Here is an 18,553-nt window from a genome sequence, read left to right on the forward strand (position 1 = left end):
CTCAAGGTTTCTTAGGTTGCATTGCCCATATAGATATTCATAATCAAGGTAGCATCAGCTTCGGTCACTTCACCGTTATCATCCATGTCGAGCGCTTCAAGCTGATCTGCCGTCAGCGTGATTTTCCCTTTTAGATACTTGGTGATGAGCAGCGCGTCCGCAGGCGTTACGGCTCCGTCCCCGTTGGCGTCTCCCTTCAGCCCTATGATAAGCTCCACCTTGCCGGCCGTTTCGGAATACGCTCCGCCAGAATCCATGGCCAGCCATTCGAAGAAGGTCGTACCTCCCCAAGCTGCATCGGGCGTGAATATCAAGCCGTTCAACGAGGCCTCAGTAATCGCTTGTTCGGCCTGAACAGGAACTCCTGCGAGGCTGAGCGTGCCGTGAGCCGGCAGCGTAACGACGCGAATCCCCTTCATCACATGGCCGTTCGGATCGGAATAATGGTTCAGGAAATCCGAGCCGTTCAAGGCAATCGCATGGCCTTTCTTGCCTCGTTTCATGAAAGAGCCGGCGATCGGGGGATCGTTCAGCTCGGAGGTCAAGCTAAGCACCCGATTAAAGGTGCCGGTATCATCCAAATTAAGAACGACAATGCGATTTTGAGGCGCATCCGTCACATACAGTTTATTGTCCGGACCGACGGCAAGGGCATGCGGCTCGCTGATGCCGTAATCGTCGGTCAGGTTGAGCCAGGGCTGAAGTGTTGGGCGATTGTAGTAGGAAGCGCCGTTATAGGAAGTACGATAGATTTTCGTCTTGTTCATAACCACGTAAAACATCTCTCCGATGAAATCGACCGCGATTTCCCCCGTCGAGTAGCCATCCCCTGGAAACGTGTTAAAGACAGATTCCAAGTCGACGTAGTAGCCGCCAGAATCCCAGAGTTTACCGTCAAAGTGAAGCGCGAAGCCCAGCTCTCCTTGACCGGAGCTGCCGCGGCCCGAGCCGCTCAGATCCAGTCGAAGACTAGCTTTTGTATTAACCATGCCATATGTCGCAGGAAAATAACTGATTGTTCCGTAGCTTTCATAATAGAAGTTGGCTTCTGTGTACACTTGCTGGTTGATCGGGTTGATTTTCTGTCTAACGAAAAGACTTTTGATGTTCATAAGCTTCGGATAGTTTTGGACAGCGGTGACCATCGGGGTGATCAAATCAATGGGATTGTCCATCGCCTGCCCGTTATGCTTTACTAGCGAAAGCAGTCCTCCTTCCCGGTTAAACGCATGCAGTCCCGCGGTCAAGCCCGATTCGGCGACGTAAATATTGCCGCCTTGGTCGACAGCGACTGCCGTCGGATTATTGACGGGAAGAATTAAATTCGCCAGCCCGTCCTGATCCGCCCGAATGACCCGGTTATTGCCGGTGTCGGCGATGTACATCTCCGTTATGCCGTTGTAAGTGTAGAATTTGATATCTTGCGGTGAGTTGAGGTACAAGGGACCAACCGCTGCATTTGCCTCGCGGGACGGCAGCGCCAATGCGGCCAATAGAATAAAGACCATTACCGCAACAGACCTTCTTTTCCATTCCTTCACCCAGTTTGTTTTTCTCGTTAGCATCTGAAACTGTCCTCCTCCTTAAGTCATCAGTTATGATGGTATTTGTCGAATAGTGTAACAGCAAGCACTTAACAAACACTTAAACTCTAAAGTCCATATTGCACAGCTCATGCTAATGTTCATAATCAATTTGACCCTGCTTGCCGGCATAAAAAATGCACCCCCTAGAATTTCATTGGATAAACCAGGGGTTTATTCCAATGTCTATTCTAAGGGGTGCACTTCAAAGTTGGTCAAGTCATTCTTGTCGTTTTTATACGTGGCTGCCATTTTCAAATGGTCTCAGTGATGTTCGGGGGACATCTAATCAAATATAGCTAATAAATGTTCTTACTTAAGCTCATAGTAAACATCCGGTACGGGCGTTTGTTTGAAAATGGATTGTTTCCTCAAGTAGGCTTTCCCATTTACCTGAACTTCAAGCTCATTGAAGCTTTCAATGAGACCCCAACCAACCATTTTATCCTGATTAAAAACAATAACGAAATAACCCATAAAAATCGCATTATCAAACTCGAAATCAGAGTTAAGTGTTGTATTTACAATCATAATTTTGCACTCCTCTCTTTTTCAACATTTTCGCTTCTCCTACTAGAACCTTTTTGCTGTATACTCACAACGCTTGGGAACAATTCACTCGGCAATCCGAATGGATTAGCTGACTTTGGAGTGACTCAAGTGGTAATGTAAGATAAACTAACGCTTTACCACTAGCCTTAGCGACGGCCTCTGCTCTCTGTCCACCAGTCAGAATTTCTCAATGCCCGCCATAAGAAACATAAGGACTAAAGCACTTTGCAAAATAATCAAAATCATTGACAAATCATTCTCTCCTTGAAAAAATGAATAATAAAAGACGGGATTCAACAAGGTATTCCCGTCTTTTGGTAATATTTTGCTTAGCTTTGTAAAACCTTTGCATCAACAAAAATGTATTTTGATGTGCGCTCCTTAATGAGCCACTTTTCATTTTGACGTACATATACATCATGATATTGAACACTATAATCAGTGAGGACTTCTGTGCCCTCCTCACCGTCACGCAACATTTTTATATGAGAAAATACGACTCCCGTTGCAGTATCTCCATCCACGTTTACAACATGCTGCCCGTTCAGGGAGAAGTATCGTTTCACAAGTGAAACGTGACCGTTGAACTCCTCCTCCAGTTGTGCGGTGCCAGAAACATTAGACACCAATTGGTCACTCATATATATTTTAAATTGGGTATCTGGTGTAAATAATAGCATTTGATCTGAAATTCTTTTCTCATCGGTTAAAGTTGCATAAGCATCCACAAGTTCTCTTAATTCAAGTTTTGCTTGGAGCGTTTCTAGTGACATGATGTTATCCTCCTGGTAATTTAGATTAGAGTAAGTAATCCAACACTTGTTGAACAACTTATTCTTATTGCTTATTATATAAGGTATATCGATTCGTTCAATTGTTAATCATTCGGTTTTTGTTCGATATTCAACAGAAGATCGTGTTTTGTTGTATTTTTTCAGGGAGGTTATGCAATTGGAAGGTAAAGTTGACAGAAGAATTACAAGAACAAAAGAGGCAATTTTTCAATCCTTTATTACTTTGGTCTCTGAGAAGGACTTTGAAAGCATTACGATCAACGATATTGCAGATCGGGCTAATATCAATAGAGGCACCGTTTATTTTCATTTTGATGATAAATACGACCTTCTGAACAAATGCATAGACGAAAACCTAAATAAAATGATTTCGGTTACGACTGAAACAAATGCAAGCGGGGAGACTGTCGATTTGATAAAATCCTCCTTTTTGCCCGTTATGAATTATTTTGCAGAGAACCATCGATTTTATGCATCTATGCTTGCGAATAAAGGAATACCTATATTTCGTGAACGGATGCTAGAGCTCGTTACGAGTCACATCAAACTCCACATTGATATGGGTGGCAATAATCAAAATTACAGCAAGGAGCTAGTGACTCAATTTATGGGCTCGGCATTTGTAGGGGTAATCGAATGGTGGATTCTCAATAACATGCCACAATCTCCTATTGAGGTAGCTGATCAGTTATGGGGTTTGTTGAAACGGAATCAAGTCATCAATTAATCATCTTGAAGTCATGCTCCTCATGGCACGACTTCATTTCCCAAAGTTACAAGATAAGCAAGTAGCCCTTGTTACAGATGCGAATCGAGGAATCGGATTTAACAGACATATAGGCCTGTCAGCCATTGTCCAGTGCGCTAACTGTAAACCAGCCAAATTCAGCCCACCCAGGTGATGCCTGTTCCTTAATGGCGCTTGCCGTCTGATCTTTGACAACATCCGATTTAGCATACACCCCTATTTTAGCTCCTACCCATTTGCTGACTGTTGCTTGAAATAACGGTGCGTTCAGAGCTTCGAAGTGCTCCCCATCTAAACTATATCCAAAGGAGCAGCGGGCTTCAGGGTAGACGTCTGCCCGCAATACAACATGATTTGCTTCAATGGGAGCTTCCCAAATCACCGTTTCCTGATCCTCGTTACCGTGTACCAGTTGCAATTTTCTTGTATTCATAGATTTGCTGCAGCAAACACGAAAAGCAGCATACTGATATCCAAATACAATTAATCCTGTCTCCATTCCATCTGAAGCAGCTGAAATGTCCAGCAAAGCAGAGGCTCTGAATGAAGGTGCGGGAAACTTCTGTAACAACAGATGAGGAGCATGAAACAACGTATCCTCCGCATTCAGTCGTGGCTGGGCAACCAATCTTAGCCAACCTGGCCGCTCCGACAGGGAGTACCAGTTGTCAGACGGATTGGCCTGCCACTGCCATTGCACGCCAAGAGTAGAGGCTGCAAAATGATCAGATGTGGCCGGAACTTCACACGAATGCTGACTACCTACATCAGGTTTACGGTAGCGTTCGAGCGGTTCTCCCACACCATTACCATCCACAGCATTCCCCATAATCGGCCAGCCATCGACCCATGCAACAGGCTGCATATGCACAATTCTGCCGTAGGCACCTTTATCCTGAAAATGCAGAAACCATGATTCCCCGGATTCTAATTCTACCCATCCCCCCTGATGAGGGCCATTTACCTTTGATGCTCCCTGAATAAGCACAACACGCTCTTCATAAGGACCATAAGGGCTGGTAGCCCGAAATACGGCTTGCCAGCCGTTCTCCACACCACCTGCAGGAGCAAACACATAATAGTATCCTTGTCTTTTGTACATTTTTGGACCTTCCAGTGTGGGATGCCGCTCAGAATCATGGAAGATAATTCGGCCTTCGCCCAACAGTCTTGTTCCATCAGTGGACATAGGACGCAGACACAACCGATGCTTACGGCCGCTGCGGCTTTTGGCAAATGCATGAATTAAATAGGCTTGTCCATCTTCATCCCAGAAAGGGCAAGTATCAATGAGGCCTTTGCCGGCGTGTACAAGATGCAACTCCGACCATTCTCCTGCTGGGTCCTCGGCGGTCGTCATAAAAATACCTACATCAGGGTCACCATAAAAAATCCAATACCGGTTGTCATGATACCGGAGGCTCGGTGCCCATACACCATTCCCATGCTGAGGTCTGTCGTAACCTTCCAGTGGCATACGCTGCAGGGCATGATTGATAAGACGCCAATTTACCAGATCCTTTGAATGCAGAATCGGAAGTCCTGGAATATGTCCAAAGCTGGAAGCCGTCATGTAGAAATCTTCACCTACCCGAATGACATCAGGATCAGAATAGTCGGCGTGCAATACAGGGTTTTTGTAAGTCCCGTCCCCCAGGTCAGCAATCCAAGGTTCCAACCCATATTTCGGTTTGATAAGTTCCTTCATCATTTTCGTTTCCTCCCCTTGTTCAGCTATTTTTGTTTGAACTCGCTTGGGCTCATGCCCGTGTACTTTTTAAATACTTTAGAAAAATACGCACGGTCTGAGTATCCCAGCATATAAGCTACATTCTCTGCCGTTTCATTTTGCCCGCCAAGCAATCGTTTGGCTTCCTCCATTTTCAGAAGATGCACATGATCCGTAAAATTCAAACCGGCCAGTTTCTTGAAATATCGTGAGAAGTAGTTTGGGTTAAGATGCAGATATTGCGCAATATCAATAGAAGTAACATTTTTGTAGATATACTGATAAATAAAAGCGTTTATTACCTTAAGATCAGGATTTGTGTTCTGATTGTCTGTGTAAGCCGAGCGCTTCTTCTCCATAAAGTCGTCTGAAAAAACACTAATAATCACAAGTGCCTCTCCTAAATTCAACGCTTGCTTTATTTCCTGTTGAAGCCGCTCATCCATTGTCCCCTTTAATTGATATACCGCCTGTTGCAGCATGCGGATCAGCAAATCCTGAACTTGTTTAGCTTCCGGTTTTTTTTCACGAATAAGCTTTTCGATGGTGCTTGCATATATGAGGACAAGGGATCTGTTAAACTCGCTTAATGCGGCTGCCCATTTCTGACAATAGGGTTCAATAGCAGTTAAATCTATATCATTTCTTGTTGCAGATTGGCTTTCAGGCCCGTCAATTGTAATCAACCACGCAGATTCGTAATACGAGCTTTGCTGTTTCCTGATAATCTCTTCAACCTTCGACTTCAGTTGAGCCAGTCCAACGGGCTGAAGGGAGATTAAGAAACAGCAATTAATTTTTAGAAATTCCAAAATTTTCTCATGAATGTGGTTGAGATGCCCGCTGACAGCTAATTGTTCATCTGAGTTGCCGGAGAGGTTAGCAATAAACCATAACTGCAGCCCTTCGGCTTGAATCGGAGTAATCCCGGTTCCTTCCGTTAGTTCTTTGGCTATGTTGTACGCTGCATATTTGACCAGCTCCAGGTTGTTTCGATGATAAACGTTCAGCATAGAGCCTATATCAAGATGGCATAAAATAACCATATAATTAGGAAATACCCACTCGATCCCGAGTCTTTCTCCTTGCTTTAATAATGACTCGGGCTCAGAAGCCTTAAGAATTTCAAGAAAGAAACGCTGGATTAATAGATCCTTATTCCGCTCAACATCGCTTTTATAGGCTATCTTCTCCAGTTCGGTTTGGGCAGATTTCATTTTTGCAACCGCTTTTTCAACACTTTGAATAATTTTATCAGGGCTTAATTCGTCTTTGACGATATAATCATCCGCTTCAATACTCATTGCTTCTTTAAGATAATGAAAATCCTCATGGCAAGTTAAAAAAATAATCCGCAGCTCGGGATATACAGACCGGAAATATTGAGCGAGCTCTATGCCGTTTCCATCAGGTAATCCAATATCCGTAAGCAGGATGTCCGGATACTCTTTCATAAATAATTCCTTGGCTTCACTAACTGAAAAGGCTGCAGCACAGACCGACAGATCATGACTTTCCCAGGGAACAAGCCTTTGCAAATATTCAACAACCGGCACATCATCGTCAATTAGCATCACTTTGGCCATGTTACATTTCCTTTCCAACTATTCATTCCGGGTATCCGTAAAATACATACAAAACCCTTTGGGTAATTTGGCGAAACAGTAAACGATGTTCCCTCACCATAGCTGAGAAATAAACGCCTTTTCACATTGTGAAGACCTACGCCTTTTTCATCTGTCGACTGTTCTCCTGAAATCAGCTTTCCACTCAGCTGCTGTAATTCCTCTTTACTGATCCCGCTGCCGTTGTCCTCCACCCGGATTTCTATCGTTTGATTAGCCGCCGATTCGACGGCCACACGAATGCAGGGATTTGAATGATTTCGTTTTATTCCATGAATGATACTGTTCTCTACCAGGGGCTGAAGCAGCAGTCTCGGTACAATTAATTGACGGTATTGTTCAGGCAGCACGATATCGAGCTTAATGTTTATCCGGTTTCGCAGCCGCATGATGGACATATATTCTGTTAACAGATTACATTCCTCATATAAAAACAAAGGTTCATTTACCCGCAAATGGGCCCGCAATAAAATCATTAAGGAATCAATGTTCTCGCTATTAGAGAAATCTCCCTCCAAGGCCAGATTGCATTTAATCGAATTTAATGTGTTAAGCAAGAAATGCGGTTGAATCTGCGAAAAAAGAGCATACAATTCGATCGTTCGCTTCTCTTCTTGTTCCTCCTCAATTTTTCTCATTAAGGAATGAATATTATTGAGCATATGATTAACCGCGCTGCCGAGCTGAGCGATTTCATCTTGCCCCTTCACACTGTAGCGGACCGAAGTATTCCCTTCTCCATATTGCTTAACCACGCGCATCAGCTTTCCTATCGGACGATTAAGCCCCCTGGCAATCACAAAAGATATAAAGAGAAATATAAATAAAACAATTAATATGCCCATCAGTAAAAAGGAAAAGCGCTGTGTAATCTCGCCTGTAACCTCTTTTATATCCACTTCAAAGGTCAGCTTCCATGGAGTTCCTGCTACCTCTGTCTTCTCCAGCATCCAGCCTTTTTGCGCAGCTGCCGGCAGAAGCGGGGCACTCCCATCCATCCCGGCTATGAGCAAATTCTCCTCGCTATACAGCGAAAATTTTCCATTTGTTGTATTTTTAAATAATTGGATAAAATAAGACTCGGGAATCCCAATAAACAAAGTGCCCAGTATTCGGTCTTGTACAGGATCGTAAACGGATTTTTTGCAATAATAATAGTATTGTTCCGCTACCCTTTTCTGCATAATCTCAGGCCATTCTGACCGGAACCATTGCACAACTCCGGAAGCTGCCTCGGCTGTAGTCATGTGCTCGAATTGCCTATCCATTCTTAGCAGCTTAATATCTTCAGTTGTTAGAGAACCGACAAGTGGGTAGTCCGCTTCATTAATAAAAAAAGTATCAACATGCAGCAGCGAGAGTTTACCCACCAGAATGGTCATGCTCTCATTTAAATCCGTATAATTTTGATAATCCTCAAAATGATCAAAGTGCTGCAATTGATTAAGCTTTCTTAAGTCGTAAAATATACCGTTAGCCTGAGGTGTCGTAAATTGATTTACCGTATACAAAATATCATTTGCGGTTTTAGATAGATCATTTGCCATTATGCCAGTGATCCCCTTCATATTTGCATGTGCATTAACTTCGCTGGACTGTTTGTTAGCAAAATAGGAGAACCCTGAAATGAACAGCAACGGGATAATCAAAAACAGCAGCAATGCTGCCTGAATCCTCCGGTAAAACGATATCCGATACAACCACCTCATGCTGTATTCCCCCAAAGTCTGCTTTCTTCTGATACTACACGAGGACTATCTAAAGAAAAATAGGGGAATCGAAATAAATTCGATCTCCCCTTTCGTTATGGTTATGGATTAGCGGCAATTATTTTTTGACCTTCATCCATCATGTATTTCTCTGCTTGTTCATAAGTGGAGTTATCGAGTAAATATTTATTGATTCCTGCTTCAGCCACTTTCTTCAATTGCTGCTGGTAAGCTACACTCACAGTTGAAGAGCCTGCCGTATGCACACGTTCATCGAACAGTACATTTGAGAGCACTTGATTATCCACCAAATCTGATTTATCACCAATAATCTTCGCCAGAACCGCTTTTCCATCTGCCTTCTTCCAGCCAGGGATTCTTCCCGACAGTTCGGCTCCTTCCATCGTTGCGAATTTGATGAACTCAAATGCAGCTTCTTTCTGCTTGGAGTTTTTATGCATGGTCAGAAAGCTACCGCTTATGCTTGTCAACCCAGGTTCTGCAGCCTCAGAGGAACGAGGCAATGGTGCAAAAGTGATCTTAAAATCTCTAGGATAGCTTTCTGTGTTTAAAAAAGCTTCATCCAATGCGTAACCTGCAATAGGAAGCATGCTGGTAGTTCCATTCATAAAATCAGTAGCCCAGTGCTGCTTAGCAGCAAGTACATCAGCGAGAGGTTTTACCGATTTGTCTTCTACCTCCATCGCCCGGCGTAAATTAAACCAATATTCAAAGGAAGGATCATCGAAGAGCAGGGTACCATCTTCTTTTAGCTGAGGATTTTTGAAATCCGTGTAAGCAATCAGATTAGCGTATTCTCCAAAGGTATGAAAGTAGGTGCCGTAGCGGTTTTCACCGCTCGCTGCAAGCTTTTTGGAATATTCTCTAAAGTCATCCCATGTCCAGTCAAAACCGGGAACCTTAAGACCGGCTTCCTTCAGATGTGTTTCATTTAAGGCAACAAACCAGAAGCTGGCATCTGTCATCGCAGCATAGTGCTTGCCTTCAAAAATCGGGTTGCGGTAATATTCATTGTCAGGATTGATATTGCTTGCTGTAAAGAATTCATCTAAAGGATATAACATCCCATTACCCGCACGCTCTAGCACAAAGCCTTCGTTGTTAAGCAGAACGACATCCACCTCTTCACCTGATGCTGAGAGAACATCAAGCTTTTGAAGCATTTCTCTGGAGTCATTATTTTGTACAAGTGCCACATGCTCTACATTAATATGATCATTCTGCTCATTAAAAGCGGCCACCAGCTTCATCATCGGTTCTCCCGGGTCGCCTTTAGCATTGGTATACAATTTAATCGTAACCTTTTCAGCTGACGAATTTTCTCCGGCTTGATTTTCCGGCTTACTGGTACCGCTTTCGTTTTTCCCGGCATTATTGCCGCAAGCGGCCAAAATCAACATTAAGCTCAGGAATAGAAAGATAGATGCCTTCTTCATGCGCTGTATCCCCTTTTTCTTATATAGAATGTGCTGCATCTTTATCATACTCATTTGTAAGCGTTTTACCGTGTAACCTGATGCGCTCTTTTTCGTGTGTAATTCCATTACATCCTGTTCTGCTATCCTTTTACACCGCCGACTGTAATACCGTTAATCACTTGTTTTTGCAGGGCAATAAACACAATAATCAGCGGAATAATCGCCGAAACTGCGGCCATCATCATTAGTGAAACGTTGTTTGAATATTCCTGACGGAAGAACTGTATCCCGAGTGGCAGCGGATATAGCTCCTTCGTAAACAGAAAGATAAGCGGGTTCTGGTAATCATTCCAGGTCCAGATAAACTTAATAATCCCTGCTGTGGCCAATATAGGTTTGCTAAGAGGCAATAAAATTTGGGCATAAATCCGAACATAGCCTGCACCGTCAATTTTGGCCGATTCAATAAATTCATTGTGAACACCTACCATAAACTGACGCATTAAGAACGTAAAGTACATGGAAAACATCAGCATGACGATAATGCCAGTATGCGTATTATATAAACCCATCCATTTTATCATAATAAATCTGGGAACCAGTGTCGCTTGTTCAGGAATAATCATAAAGGACATCATCATTCCAAACATCAGGCCTTTCCCGGGTGCTCTCAATTTGGCAAAAGAGAACGCGGCCATAGACGAAAAAAGAAGGGTAAATACGGTAGCAATAACAGAAAGCTTCAGGGAATTCCAATAAAATAGACCAAACGGGACATTCTCAAGCCACACCTTGTGAAAATTACTAATCCAATTCCAGTCCGTTGGAATCCATTGAATAGGGTATACCATGACATCACGTTCAAATTTGGCGGAGGCAGAGAGCATCCATACCAGTGGAATAATAAAGAAGATAGACAAACCGCCAAGCACAACAGATACGATTATACGGCTCCAATCCCATTTTCTAGCCTTCATTCGTTCACCCCCTCTTCTAAGCCCTTTTTTCTTTCGCTTGAAAAATCCATGTGACTGAGGTCACCAAAATCACGAGCAGGAAAAGAATCCATGACATCGCTGAAGCATATCCCATATTAAAATTAATGAAGCCTTCTTCATAGATCCGGTAAACAATAACCGTTGAAGCATCGTTTGGTCCGCCATCGGTTAAAAACTTAATCAAATCAAACACTTTAAAGGAGCTTATTATCGTTGTAATGGTCAGGAATAACGTGGTTGGAGCTAGTAGAGGCATCGTAATAAACCAAAATTTCTGGATTCCGTTTGCTCCGTCTATGTCGGCTGCTTCATATAGATCCTCCGAAATTTGAGTCAAGCCCGCCATAAAAATAATCATCTGGTATCCGAGTGCCTGCCAGATCGCAATGACCATAATGGCTATAATCGCGTAATGGGAGTCCACAAGCCATTTCGGCGGATGCTCCAGACCTATTTGCATCAAAAAGCGATTGATCGGCCCGCTTGACGGATGGTACAAGGCTGCCCACACGGCAGCAACCGCTACGGTAGAGCAAATATAAGGAATAAAAAACAACACTTTAAACAAATCCTTGGCATAGGCCTTGGTATGAATAATAACAGCCATAATCATTGCTGCTATTAGACCAACGGGAACCGTTATAGCCGTAAAAAAGATATTATTCTGAAGCGCCTTTAGAAATTTTGAATCCTCTGCCAATCGTGTGAAATTGTCAAACCCGACCCATTTCATCCCCTCAAACCCGTTCACCAGATTCCAGTCGGTAAAGCTTAGAAATAACGAAAAGATAAGCGGGAAGATAGCCAATATAATAATGCCTATCGCTTCCGGTGCTAGAAAGATCCACCCGATAACGCCCTCTTTCCGGCGTTGATTCCACCATTTCCTCTGAGGTCGATCTGTACTTCGTTTGATCGCCATGGACATCTTGATCCTACCTCCTGATTGTTGTTATTCGCATAGGATCATTATAGGAATATATAGGGAGGGTGACTGCTTGTAATTTACACCTTTTTGTCGTGTATAATTTCTTATCCCACAAAGATCCCATGCATACAAAAAAGCCAAACAACGATTCCCTCCTACACAAGCGTAAACGGCTGAAGCCGCCCTCTGGCGGCAAAGCTACCGTTTCGCGTAGAAATATAGAGAAAGGATCGAAAAATCACATCCTTTCTCTATATTTGAGAAATCGCCGTTTGGCTTACTGAATATAGAAGTTTGAGGTTATATATAAGGCTAAAAATGAATTTCCTCATTCGAGGAGAAGGAATAAGTCTGTCCTGCTTCAGCCATAAATTCTACCTTCGCCAGGCCGGGCCCGCTTATTCTGCATAGGCCCGCTGCTGTACACTCTATCCTAGCCTCTACTACCTTCATTTCCGACCACTGCATGCTTACAGTAAATCCTCCACGCGCTCTAAGACCGCGGACGAATCCACTATCCCAAGCTGCCGGCAGTGCTGGCAGGAGCAGGATTTCTTCCGTATGACTCTGCAACAGCATCTCGGCGATACCTGCCGTTCCACCAAAGTTGCCGTCTATTTGAAACGGCGGATGATTGTCGAACAAATTAGGCAGTGTCGAATGATTTAATAACGCTAACACATTGGAGAAGGCTTTCTCCCCATCCTGAAGTCGCGCCCAGAAATTAATGATCCAGGCACGGCTCCATCCCGTATGCCCGCCGCCTGCGCTCAGCCTACGCTCCAATGTTACACGTGATGCAGCTGCAAATTCTGGCGACTGCTTCTGGTTAAACTCGTCGCCAGGATAGAGGGCAAACAGATGGGAAATATGACGGTGACCCGGTTCCGGCTCTTCATAATCCTCCATCCATTCCTGAACCTGTCCATATTTGCCGATCTGTGGCCTCGGCAGCTGTTCCAGTGTGGCGGCAAGTTCTACAGCAAACGGCTGATCGCGGTTCAGAATTTCACAACTTCTTATACAAGCGCCGAACAACGCTCTAATGATTTGAAAATCCATAGAGGCTCCTACACAGAGTACACCACTCTCCCCTCCGGGAAGGGTATAGCGGTTCTCGGGAGATACAGAAGGACAAGTGACCAGCCTTCCTTCTGTATCTTCTATTAAATAATCCAGTAAAAACTCTGCCGCCTCCTTCATGGTTTCATAAGCCTGTTCCAGAAAGAGACGGTCCCTTCCAAAACGATAATGCTCCCAAAGATGCAGGCAGAGCCATGCTGCGCCCATCGGCCAGAAGGAAGCCGGCAAATAAGTATCCTGCGGGGCGGTATCCGCCCAGATGTCTGTATTATGATGGGCTGTAAAGCCACGGCAGCCATACATGACTCTAGCTGTGCGGCGGCCAGGTTCTCTCATCCGCTCTATCAGCTCAAATAAAGGCTCGTGACAATCCGCTAAATTACAATTTTCCGCCAGCCAGTAGTTCATCTGAGTGTTAATGTTGATCGTAAATTTACTGTCCCATGGCGGAAGAAAGCTGTCATTCCAAATTCCCTGCAAATTGGCCGGCAAAGAACCGGGACGGCTGGAGGAAATGAGCAGATAGCGTCCATACTGAAAGTACAGGGCGACTAAACCATTATCCACCTTCCCTTCTTTGACCCTGCTTAGCCTTTCATCAGTTGGCAGTTGCTCCATTACCCCATCAATTCCCGCGAGCCCCAGCTCCACCCGATCATATAGTGCTCTGTAATCCTGAGTATGCTTTACGAGTAATTCATTATAGGACAGCTTCTCTAGTGTGCCCAAATGTGATTTGCAGTGTGTCTCGGGGTCGCTGTATCGAAAGGTAGTGGCTGCCATAAGCAATAGAGTTACACTGTCCGCCTTATCAATAAGGAGATGTTCACCAACAGTCCGGCAGCTTCCCCCTTCAAGGACAGCCTTAAGCACCACCCGGAACTGACTTCCCCCTTCACCTCCGCATTCGCCTCTCATGACCAGTCCGTCATGACCCCATTTTTCAGTCTTCTCCATATACTTCCACCGATTGCGGTTGAATCGGGCCTTCAGTGAGATAGCACCTGGTTTATTAGCCGTAAACCGCAGCACAATCGTCTGATCGGGATGGCTCGCGAACAGCTCCCGGGAGCAGTTTACATTGCCTAAACGATAACTGACCCGGGCCACTCCGTCAGACAGATCCAGCTCCCGGCAGTAATCGGCAGCATCCTGGTCATGTCCACCCATAGTAAGGAGCAAGTCACCGAGCGGCAAATAATGCCGCTGGGCTTCCGGCAGACCCGGCATTGTCAGTGCTGCAAGCTCCTCGGCTTCCTTCAGCCGTCCTTGCATCAGCAGCTCCCGCAGCTGCGGCAAATGAGGCAGCGCGTCTTCATTATTTCTATCCCGCGGTCCACCGTACCATACCGTATCCTCATTTAGCTGAATCTTCTCTTCATATATCCCACCGAAGATCATCGCACCCAATCGACCATTACCAATAGGAAGTGCCTCATTCCACTCTGAGGCAGGCTCTTTATACCATAATTTTTTCCTTTGTTCGTTATTCAACAAAATCCCTCCCTTGTAAATATGGTTGTCTCCGATTATGTATATAGACATTATATAAATAAACGGGATAGAAATAAGCTTGTAATTTACACTTGTTACCGTGTATAAACCTCTCTTTTCAGGAAGTGTACAGCCTTTTCAATCCTTAAATGAGTCTGCTATAGCCTCCATTAAAATGACTCTTTCATTCTAAGTTAAGCTTCTTAAACAAAGAATGTAGAAAATTAACTTATGCATGAACAATTCTATCCTCTTGTATGTTTCACATTGGTTTATCATATGTGGCTAAGGTAATTATTTTTTGAGTATACACGCGAAAAACCCTGATAGATCAACGTTCTTGATCCTATCAGGGCATATTTAATTCTCATTTATTAAGTTTCTATAATGAACCCCATTGCTTATATCAGTGACGTCCTATTTAGTCATTGGACGAATTTAACTTTCATCTTCTCTGTTTAGTATACATGTTCCTGCTTAACTAACAGATCTTTTACTACATGAGCGCTGCTAATCGTTACAATATGCTGTGGCTGTAATCCTAAAAGCACTCTCCCGTATAGCTCTAGGCAGGTAGAGGCTGTTGTAAACGCATGGTTAGCTGCTCCTCTAATATCACGATATATTTGAGATAAATGATTCGAATTCAGGATTGCACTACCACCGCTTTCTACCATCAGCATTTCAACAGCCTCCGAACATAGCATAGCTGCGTACCCAATATCCGTTTGGATTCGTACAAAGTCTTCTTGATCTAATAGTTCATTATTTCGTATATGATTCTCTAGAATTTCAATGGATCGATTGATCTGAAGATGAGCAGATTCTATCTTCATGGCTGCTAGACCTACTTTGTACTGGATATGTCCAACTTCTGCCTGGGATTTGTGAATGGTCATAGCAATTCCTTTTTTAGGTGCTCTTTCAATAAAATACTCCAGTGCCCCTCTACCAAGTCCAAGAATGGTGCTTATTCCTGTTGTAAGGCTGGTAATCAGAAATAAATAATGCTTATATCGATCTTCGCCCTTTAAATGTTGTAATATAGCCTCATTCACTTGCTCAAAATCTTCGTCAGCAACACATTCATTAGGAATAAATACGCAATTCATTTCTAAACTATTACTTGCCGATCCTTTTAAGCTCATCGTGTGCCAATCATCAACAATTTTAATTTCATCCATGGGAACAACAGCGAGCTGCATTTTTGGATCTTGTTGCATTGTACTAGCATCTTTTAGATTTAACAACGCGTGTGTGGCATGCTTTGAACCAGAACCGAATGCCCAACGGCCATACTCAACCAAATAGCCTCCATCCACCTTCTTCACAACCGATTTAATCGCCAGTAGTACCGAGCAAAATTTCACCTCATTGGCTTCTCTGAATATTCTGTCCACCACTTCTGAGGGCAGTAGTTGGGAGGCACTATAGTTATTTCCGTTTATATTTTGAATCACCCATCCAACAGAACCATTGCCTTTCGCCACTTCGGAGACAATTTCAATCATTGCTCTTATGCTAACTTCAAATCCACCATATTTCTTCGGTGTTCTAAGTTTAAAGAGTCCCGCACTTGAAAGCTTTTCGATAACTTCTTCCGGTATGTGCATGTCTTTATCAATTTTCGTACCATATTCCTTTAAAAATGGAACTAATTCCGTAGCATTCTGGAGAAGTTTTTGCTCTTCATCGGTAAGTGAAATTACTTTACTAAGGTTTGACATTACGAACACTCTCCTCTTTACACGTATTAGGTTTTAATATGGATCATGAGATAAAAGACTCTCAAACTATTCTAATTCAACATACAATGGAATGATAAAGAGGAGCGAATAGATATTCGTAAATCATCTATTCGCTTTTACATCTTTTATTAATCCTATGGTTAGGTCAACGATGCTTCAAGACAAGCATTATGACCAATCGGAGTCTCCTGACCACTTATGAACCTTCACTCGTCTAACAAATACGCCAAGAACAAGGCCGGCAAGGGCTACAAACATCGTGAAGAATAATGCGTTTTGCATACCTGCAGTCAATGCCATTGTTGCATTAGCTGGGTTTGAAGGATCAGCAACATTCTTCATAAAGTCTGCTATTCCGGTTGTCATGACACTAACCGCCATAGCAATACCGATCGCTCCTGCAATTTGCTGCAACGTATTCATAATAGCCGTACCATCCGGGTACATCTCGGAGGGCAGCTGGTTAAGCCCATTCGTCTGAGCAGGCATCCACACCATAATAATTCCAACCATCAGGCAGGTATGCAGGATGACAATTAAAGTGATTGACGATGCAACCGTAATATCAGAATAGAACCATAGGGTGGCCCCAGTTAAGATTAGACCAGGAACCACCAAAAATTTAGGTCCGAATTTGTCAAAGAGTGACCCTACAACTGGAGAAAGCACAGCTGAAATGATACTGCCTGGAAGAAGAGTCAGCCCAGCTGTCAAAGCACTTAATTCAAGAACACGAATCAAAAACATAGGAAGAATAAACATGGCTGCGAGATCAACACTCATACAAATGAATACTAGCAACGTACCGATAGCAAACATCGGATTTTTAAGCGTTCTTAAGTTCATAAGTGGTTCTTTCATGTTCATTTGGCGAATGACAAATAGTATCAATGCAATAACACCAGCTATTAGAGATATAATGGTCACAGGGTTACTCCAGCCATGGTCTCCCTCTCCAGCAGTACTAATACCGTAAACAAGTCCGCCAAAACCAATTGTCGACAAGACCAGAGAGTATATATCAATACGTGGTTTAGTTATTGGTGCTACATTCTTTATAAATGTAACGCCAACTACCAAAGCAACCACCAGTGTCATTAACGATACCCAGAATATCCAGTGCCAGCTCAGATTATCAATCAATAGACCTGAGGTGGTTGGACCTAAAGCAGGTCCTGCTGTAAACACAAGAGTAACCAGTCCCATCGCTTTTCCACGTTTCTCAGCTGGGAATATAATGAGAGCAGTATTAAACATCAATGGAAAGAGTAGAGCTGCTCCAGCAGCTTGAAGTATCCTTCCAAACAGCAATATATCGAAACTTCCTGCCATAGCACCAATAGCTGATCCTACAATTGAAATAATGACGGATGTCAGGAAAAGTTGCCTCGTTGTAAACCACTGATTTAATAATCCTGAAAGTGGAACTAAAATTCCAAGTGTAAGTAAATAACCACTTGTTAACCACTGGACTGTGGATTCCGTAATCGCAAACTGATTAATTAAATCACTGATAGCGATATTAATTGCCGTTTCATTAAACGTACCTATGATACCTGCAAGCATTAATGCAAACATTATGGGTAAAACTTTAACATTTGGGACCTTTTGCTCTTCTGAAATAGTTCCTGATTGCAAAACCTTCACTCCTCTAAGACTTTCTAATTTTTACCGCATGACACTACGCAGTACAGAATACCTTTATTAGAAAGCTCGTGCAGCAGAACCACGGTAACAGGCAGTGCATTGAGTTATTTCCATATCTGAACCTCCTCTTGCATCTTTATCTCATTCTCTCTCTAAAATCTTTCTAAAAGTAAACTCGGAAGCGAACGTTATAGCCCAGAACTTCCAAATAAAGTAGAGGAGAACTTCCAACTTTTCGATCATAACACACGCGTGTCAAGTCCCCCCCTCAACTAAAGAAAAAGTCAACCCCATTTATTTTTTTTTGAGTAAAATTGAGAGAGATTTCATTTACTATCTATTGCAACTAGCTACAAATGAAAAGTTTGCTTGTTTGATCTTCTCTGAGATGCTGGAAAAGCATTGATCATTTTGCTGACTATTTTTACTTTTTCACATCAAGTTTTTGCGCTCATCCAAAGACAAAAAAATCTATC

At 43.2% G+C, this 18,553-nt stretch carries 13 protein-coding genes; 1 reads left to right on the forward strand and 12 read right to left on the reverse strand.

Translation table 11 applies throughout. From position 1 onward, the window contains the following. Positions 1-11: 11 nt before the first annotated feature. From AC6B99_RS04315 to AC6B99_RS04325, 3 genes are all read right to left on the reverse strand, one after another. Complete coding sequence (locus AC6B99_RS04315; RefSeq protein ID WP_496662828.1) at positions 12-1,565, reverse strand: dockerin type I repeat-containing protein; 1,554 nt, start codon at positions 1,563-1,565, stop codon at positions 12-14. Positions 1,566-1,895: 330 nt separating this feature from the next. Next, positions 1,896-2,114, reverse strand: a complete 219-nt coding sequence (locus AC6B99_RS04320) for a hypothetical protein (RefSeq protein WP_056042875.1) — start codon at positions 2,112-2,114, stop codon at positions 1,896-1,898. Between the two features lie 350 nt (positions 2,115-2,464). Beyond that, positions 2,465-2,908 (reverse strand): nuclear transport factor 2 family protein, encoded by a 444-nt coding sequence (locus AC6B99_RS04325; RefSeq protein ID WP_494859303.1) that lies wholly within the window; start codon positions 2,906-2,908, stop codon positions 2,465-2,467. A gap of 172 nt (positions 2,909-3,080) precedes the next feature. On the opposite strand from AC6B99_RS04325, the gene AC6B99_RS04330 reads away from it, so the two are divergent. Beyond that, the gene (locus AC6B99_RS04330; RefSeq protein WP_496662829.1) at positions 3,081-3,656 is read left to right on the forward strand and encodes a TetR/AcrR family transcriptional regulator; all 576 of its coding nucleotides are present in this window, start codon (positions 3,081-3,083) and stop codon (positions 3,654-3,656) included. A gap of 118 nt (positions 3,657-3,774) precedes the next feature. On the opposite strand, the gene AC6B99_RS04335 is transcribed toward AC6B99_RS04330, so the two are convergent. The 9 genes from AC6B99_RS04335 to AC6B99_RS04375 form a co-directional block, all read right to left on the reverse strand. After that, entirely contained in the window at positions 3,775-5,388 is a 1,614-nt protein-coding gene (locus tag AC6B99_RS04335) for a glycoside hydrolase family 43 protein (protein ID WP_496662830.1), read from the reverse strand. Positions 5,389-5,411: 23 nt separating this feature from the next. Continuing rightward, positions 5,412-6,992 carry a response regulator transcription factor gene (locus tag AC6B99_RS04340; RefSeq protein WP_496662831.1) on the reverse strand — a complete coding sequence of 527 codons (1,581 nt, stop codon included), beginning with the start codon at positions 6,990-6,992 and terminating at the stop codon, positions 5,412-5,414. Further along, positions 6,980-8,740, reverse strand: a complete 1,761-nt coding sequence (locus AC6B99_RS04345; protein ID WP_496662832.1) for a sensor histidine kinase — start codon at positions 8,738-8,740, stop codon at positions 6,980-6,982. Before AC6B99_RS04345 ends, AC6B99_RS04340 begins: the two co-directional genes overlap by 13 nt. 101 nt (positions 8,741-8,841) lie before the next feature. Then, positions 8,842-10,305 carry an ABC transporter substrate-binding protein gene (locus AC6B99_RS04350; protein WP_496662833.1) on the reverse strand — a complete coding sequence of 488 codons (1,464 nt, stop codon included), beginning with the start codon at positions 10,303-10,305 and terminating at the stop codon, positions 8,842-8,844. A gap of 14 nt (positions 10,306-10,319) precedes the next feature. After that, entirely contained in the window at positions 10,320-11,156 is an 837-nt protein-coding gene (locus AC6B99_RS04355) for a carbohydrate ABC transporter permease (protein WP_056042885.1), read from the reverse strand. Between the two features lie 16 nt (positions 11,157-11,172). After that, on the reverse strand, positions 11,173-12,105 hold the full coding sequence (locus AC6B99_RS04360; protein WP_494880162.1) for an ABC transporter permease subunit: 933 nt from the start codon (positions 12,103-12,105) through the stop codon (positions 11,173-11,175). A 312-nt stretch (positions 12,106-12,417) separates the two neighbouring features. Beyond that, the gene (locus AC6B99_RS04365; RefSeq protein ID WP_496662834.1) at positions 12,418-14,733 is read right to left on the reverse strand and encodes a glycoside hydrolase family 95 protein; all 2,316 of its coding nucleotides are present in this window, start codon (positions 14,731-14,733) and stop codon (positions 12,418-12,420) included. Positions 14,734-15,140: 407 nt separating this feature from the next. Further along, the gene (locus AC6B99_RS04370) at positions 15,141-16,409 is read right to left on the reverse strand and encodes an acyl-CoA dehydrogenase family protein (protein WP_496662835.1); all 1,269 of its coding nucleotides are present in this window, start codon (positions 16,407-16,409) and stop codon (positions 15,141-15,143) included. Positions 16,410-16,598: 189 nt separating this feature from the next. Then, positions 16,599-18,008, reverse strand: a complete 1,410-nt coding sequence (locus tag AC6B99_RS04375; protein ID WP_496662859.1) for a DHA2 family efflux MFS transporter permease subunit — start codon at positions 18,006-18,008, stop codon at positions 16,599-16,601. Between the last annotated feature and the right edge of the window lie 545 nt (positions 18,009-18,553).

The organism is Paenibacillus liaoningensis (genome assembly GCF_059609455.1).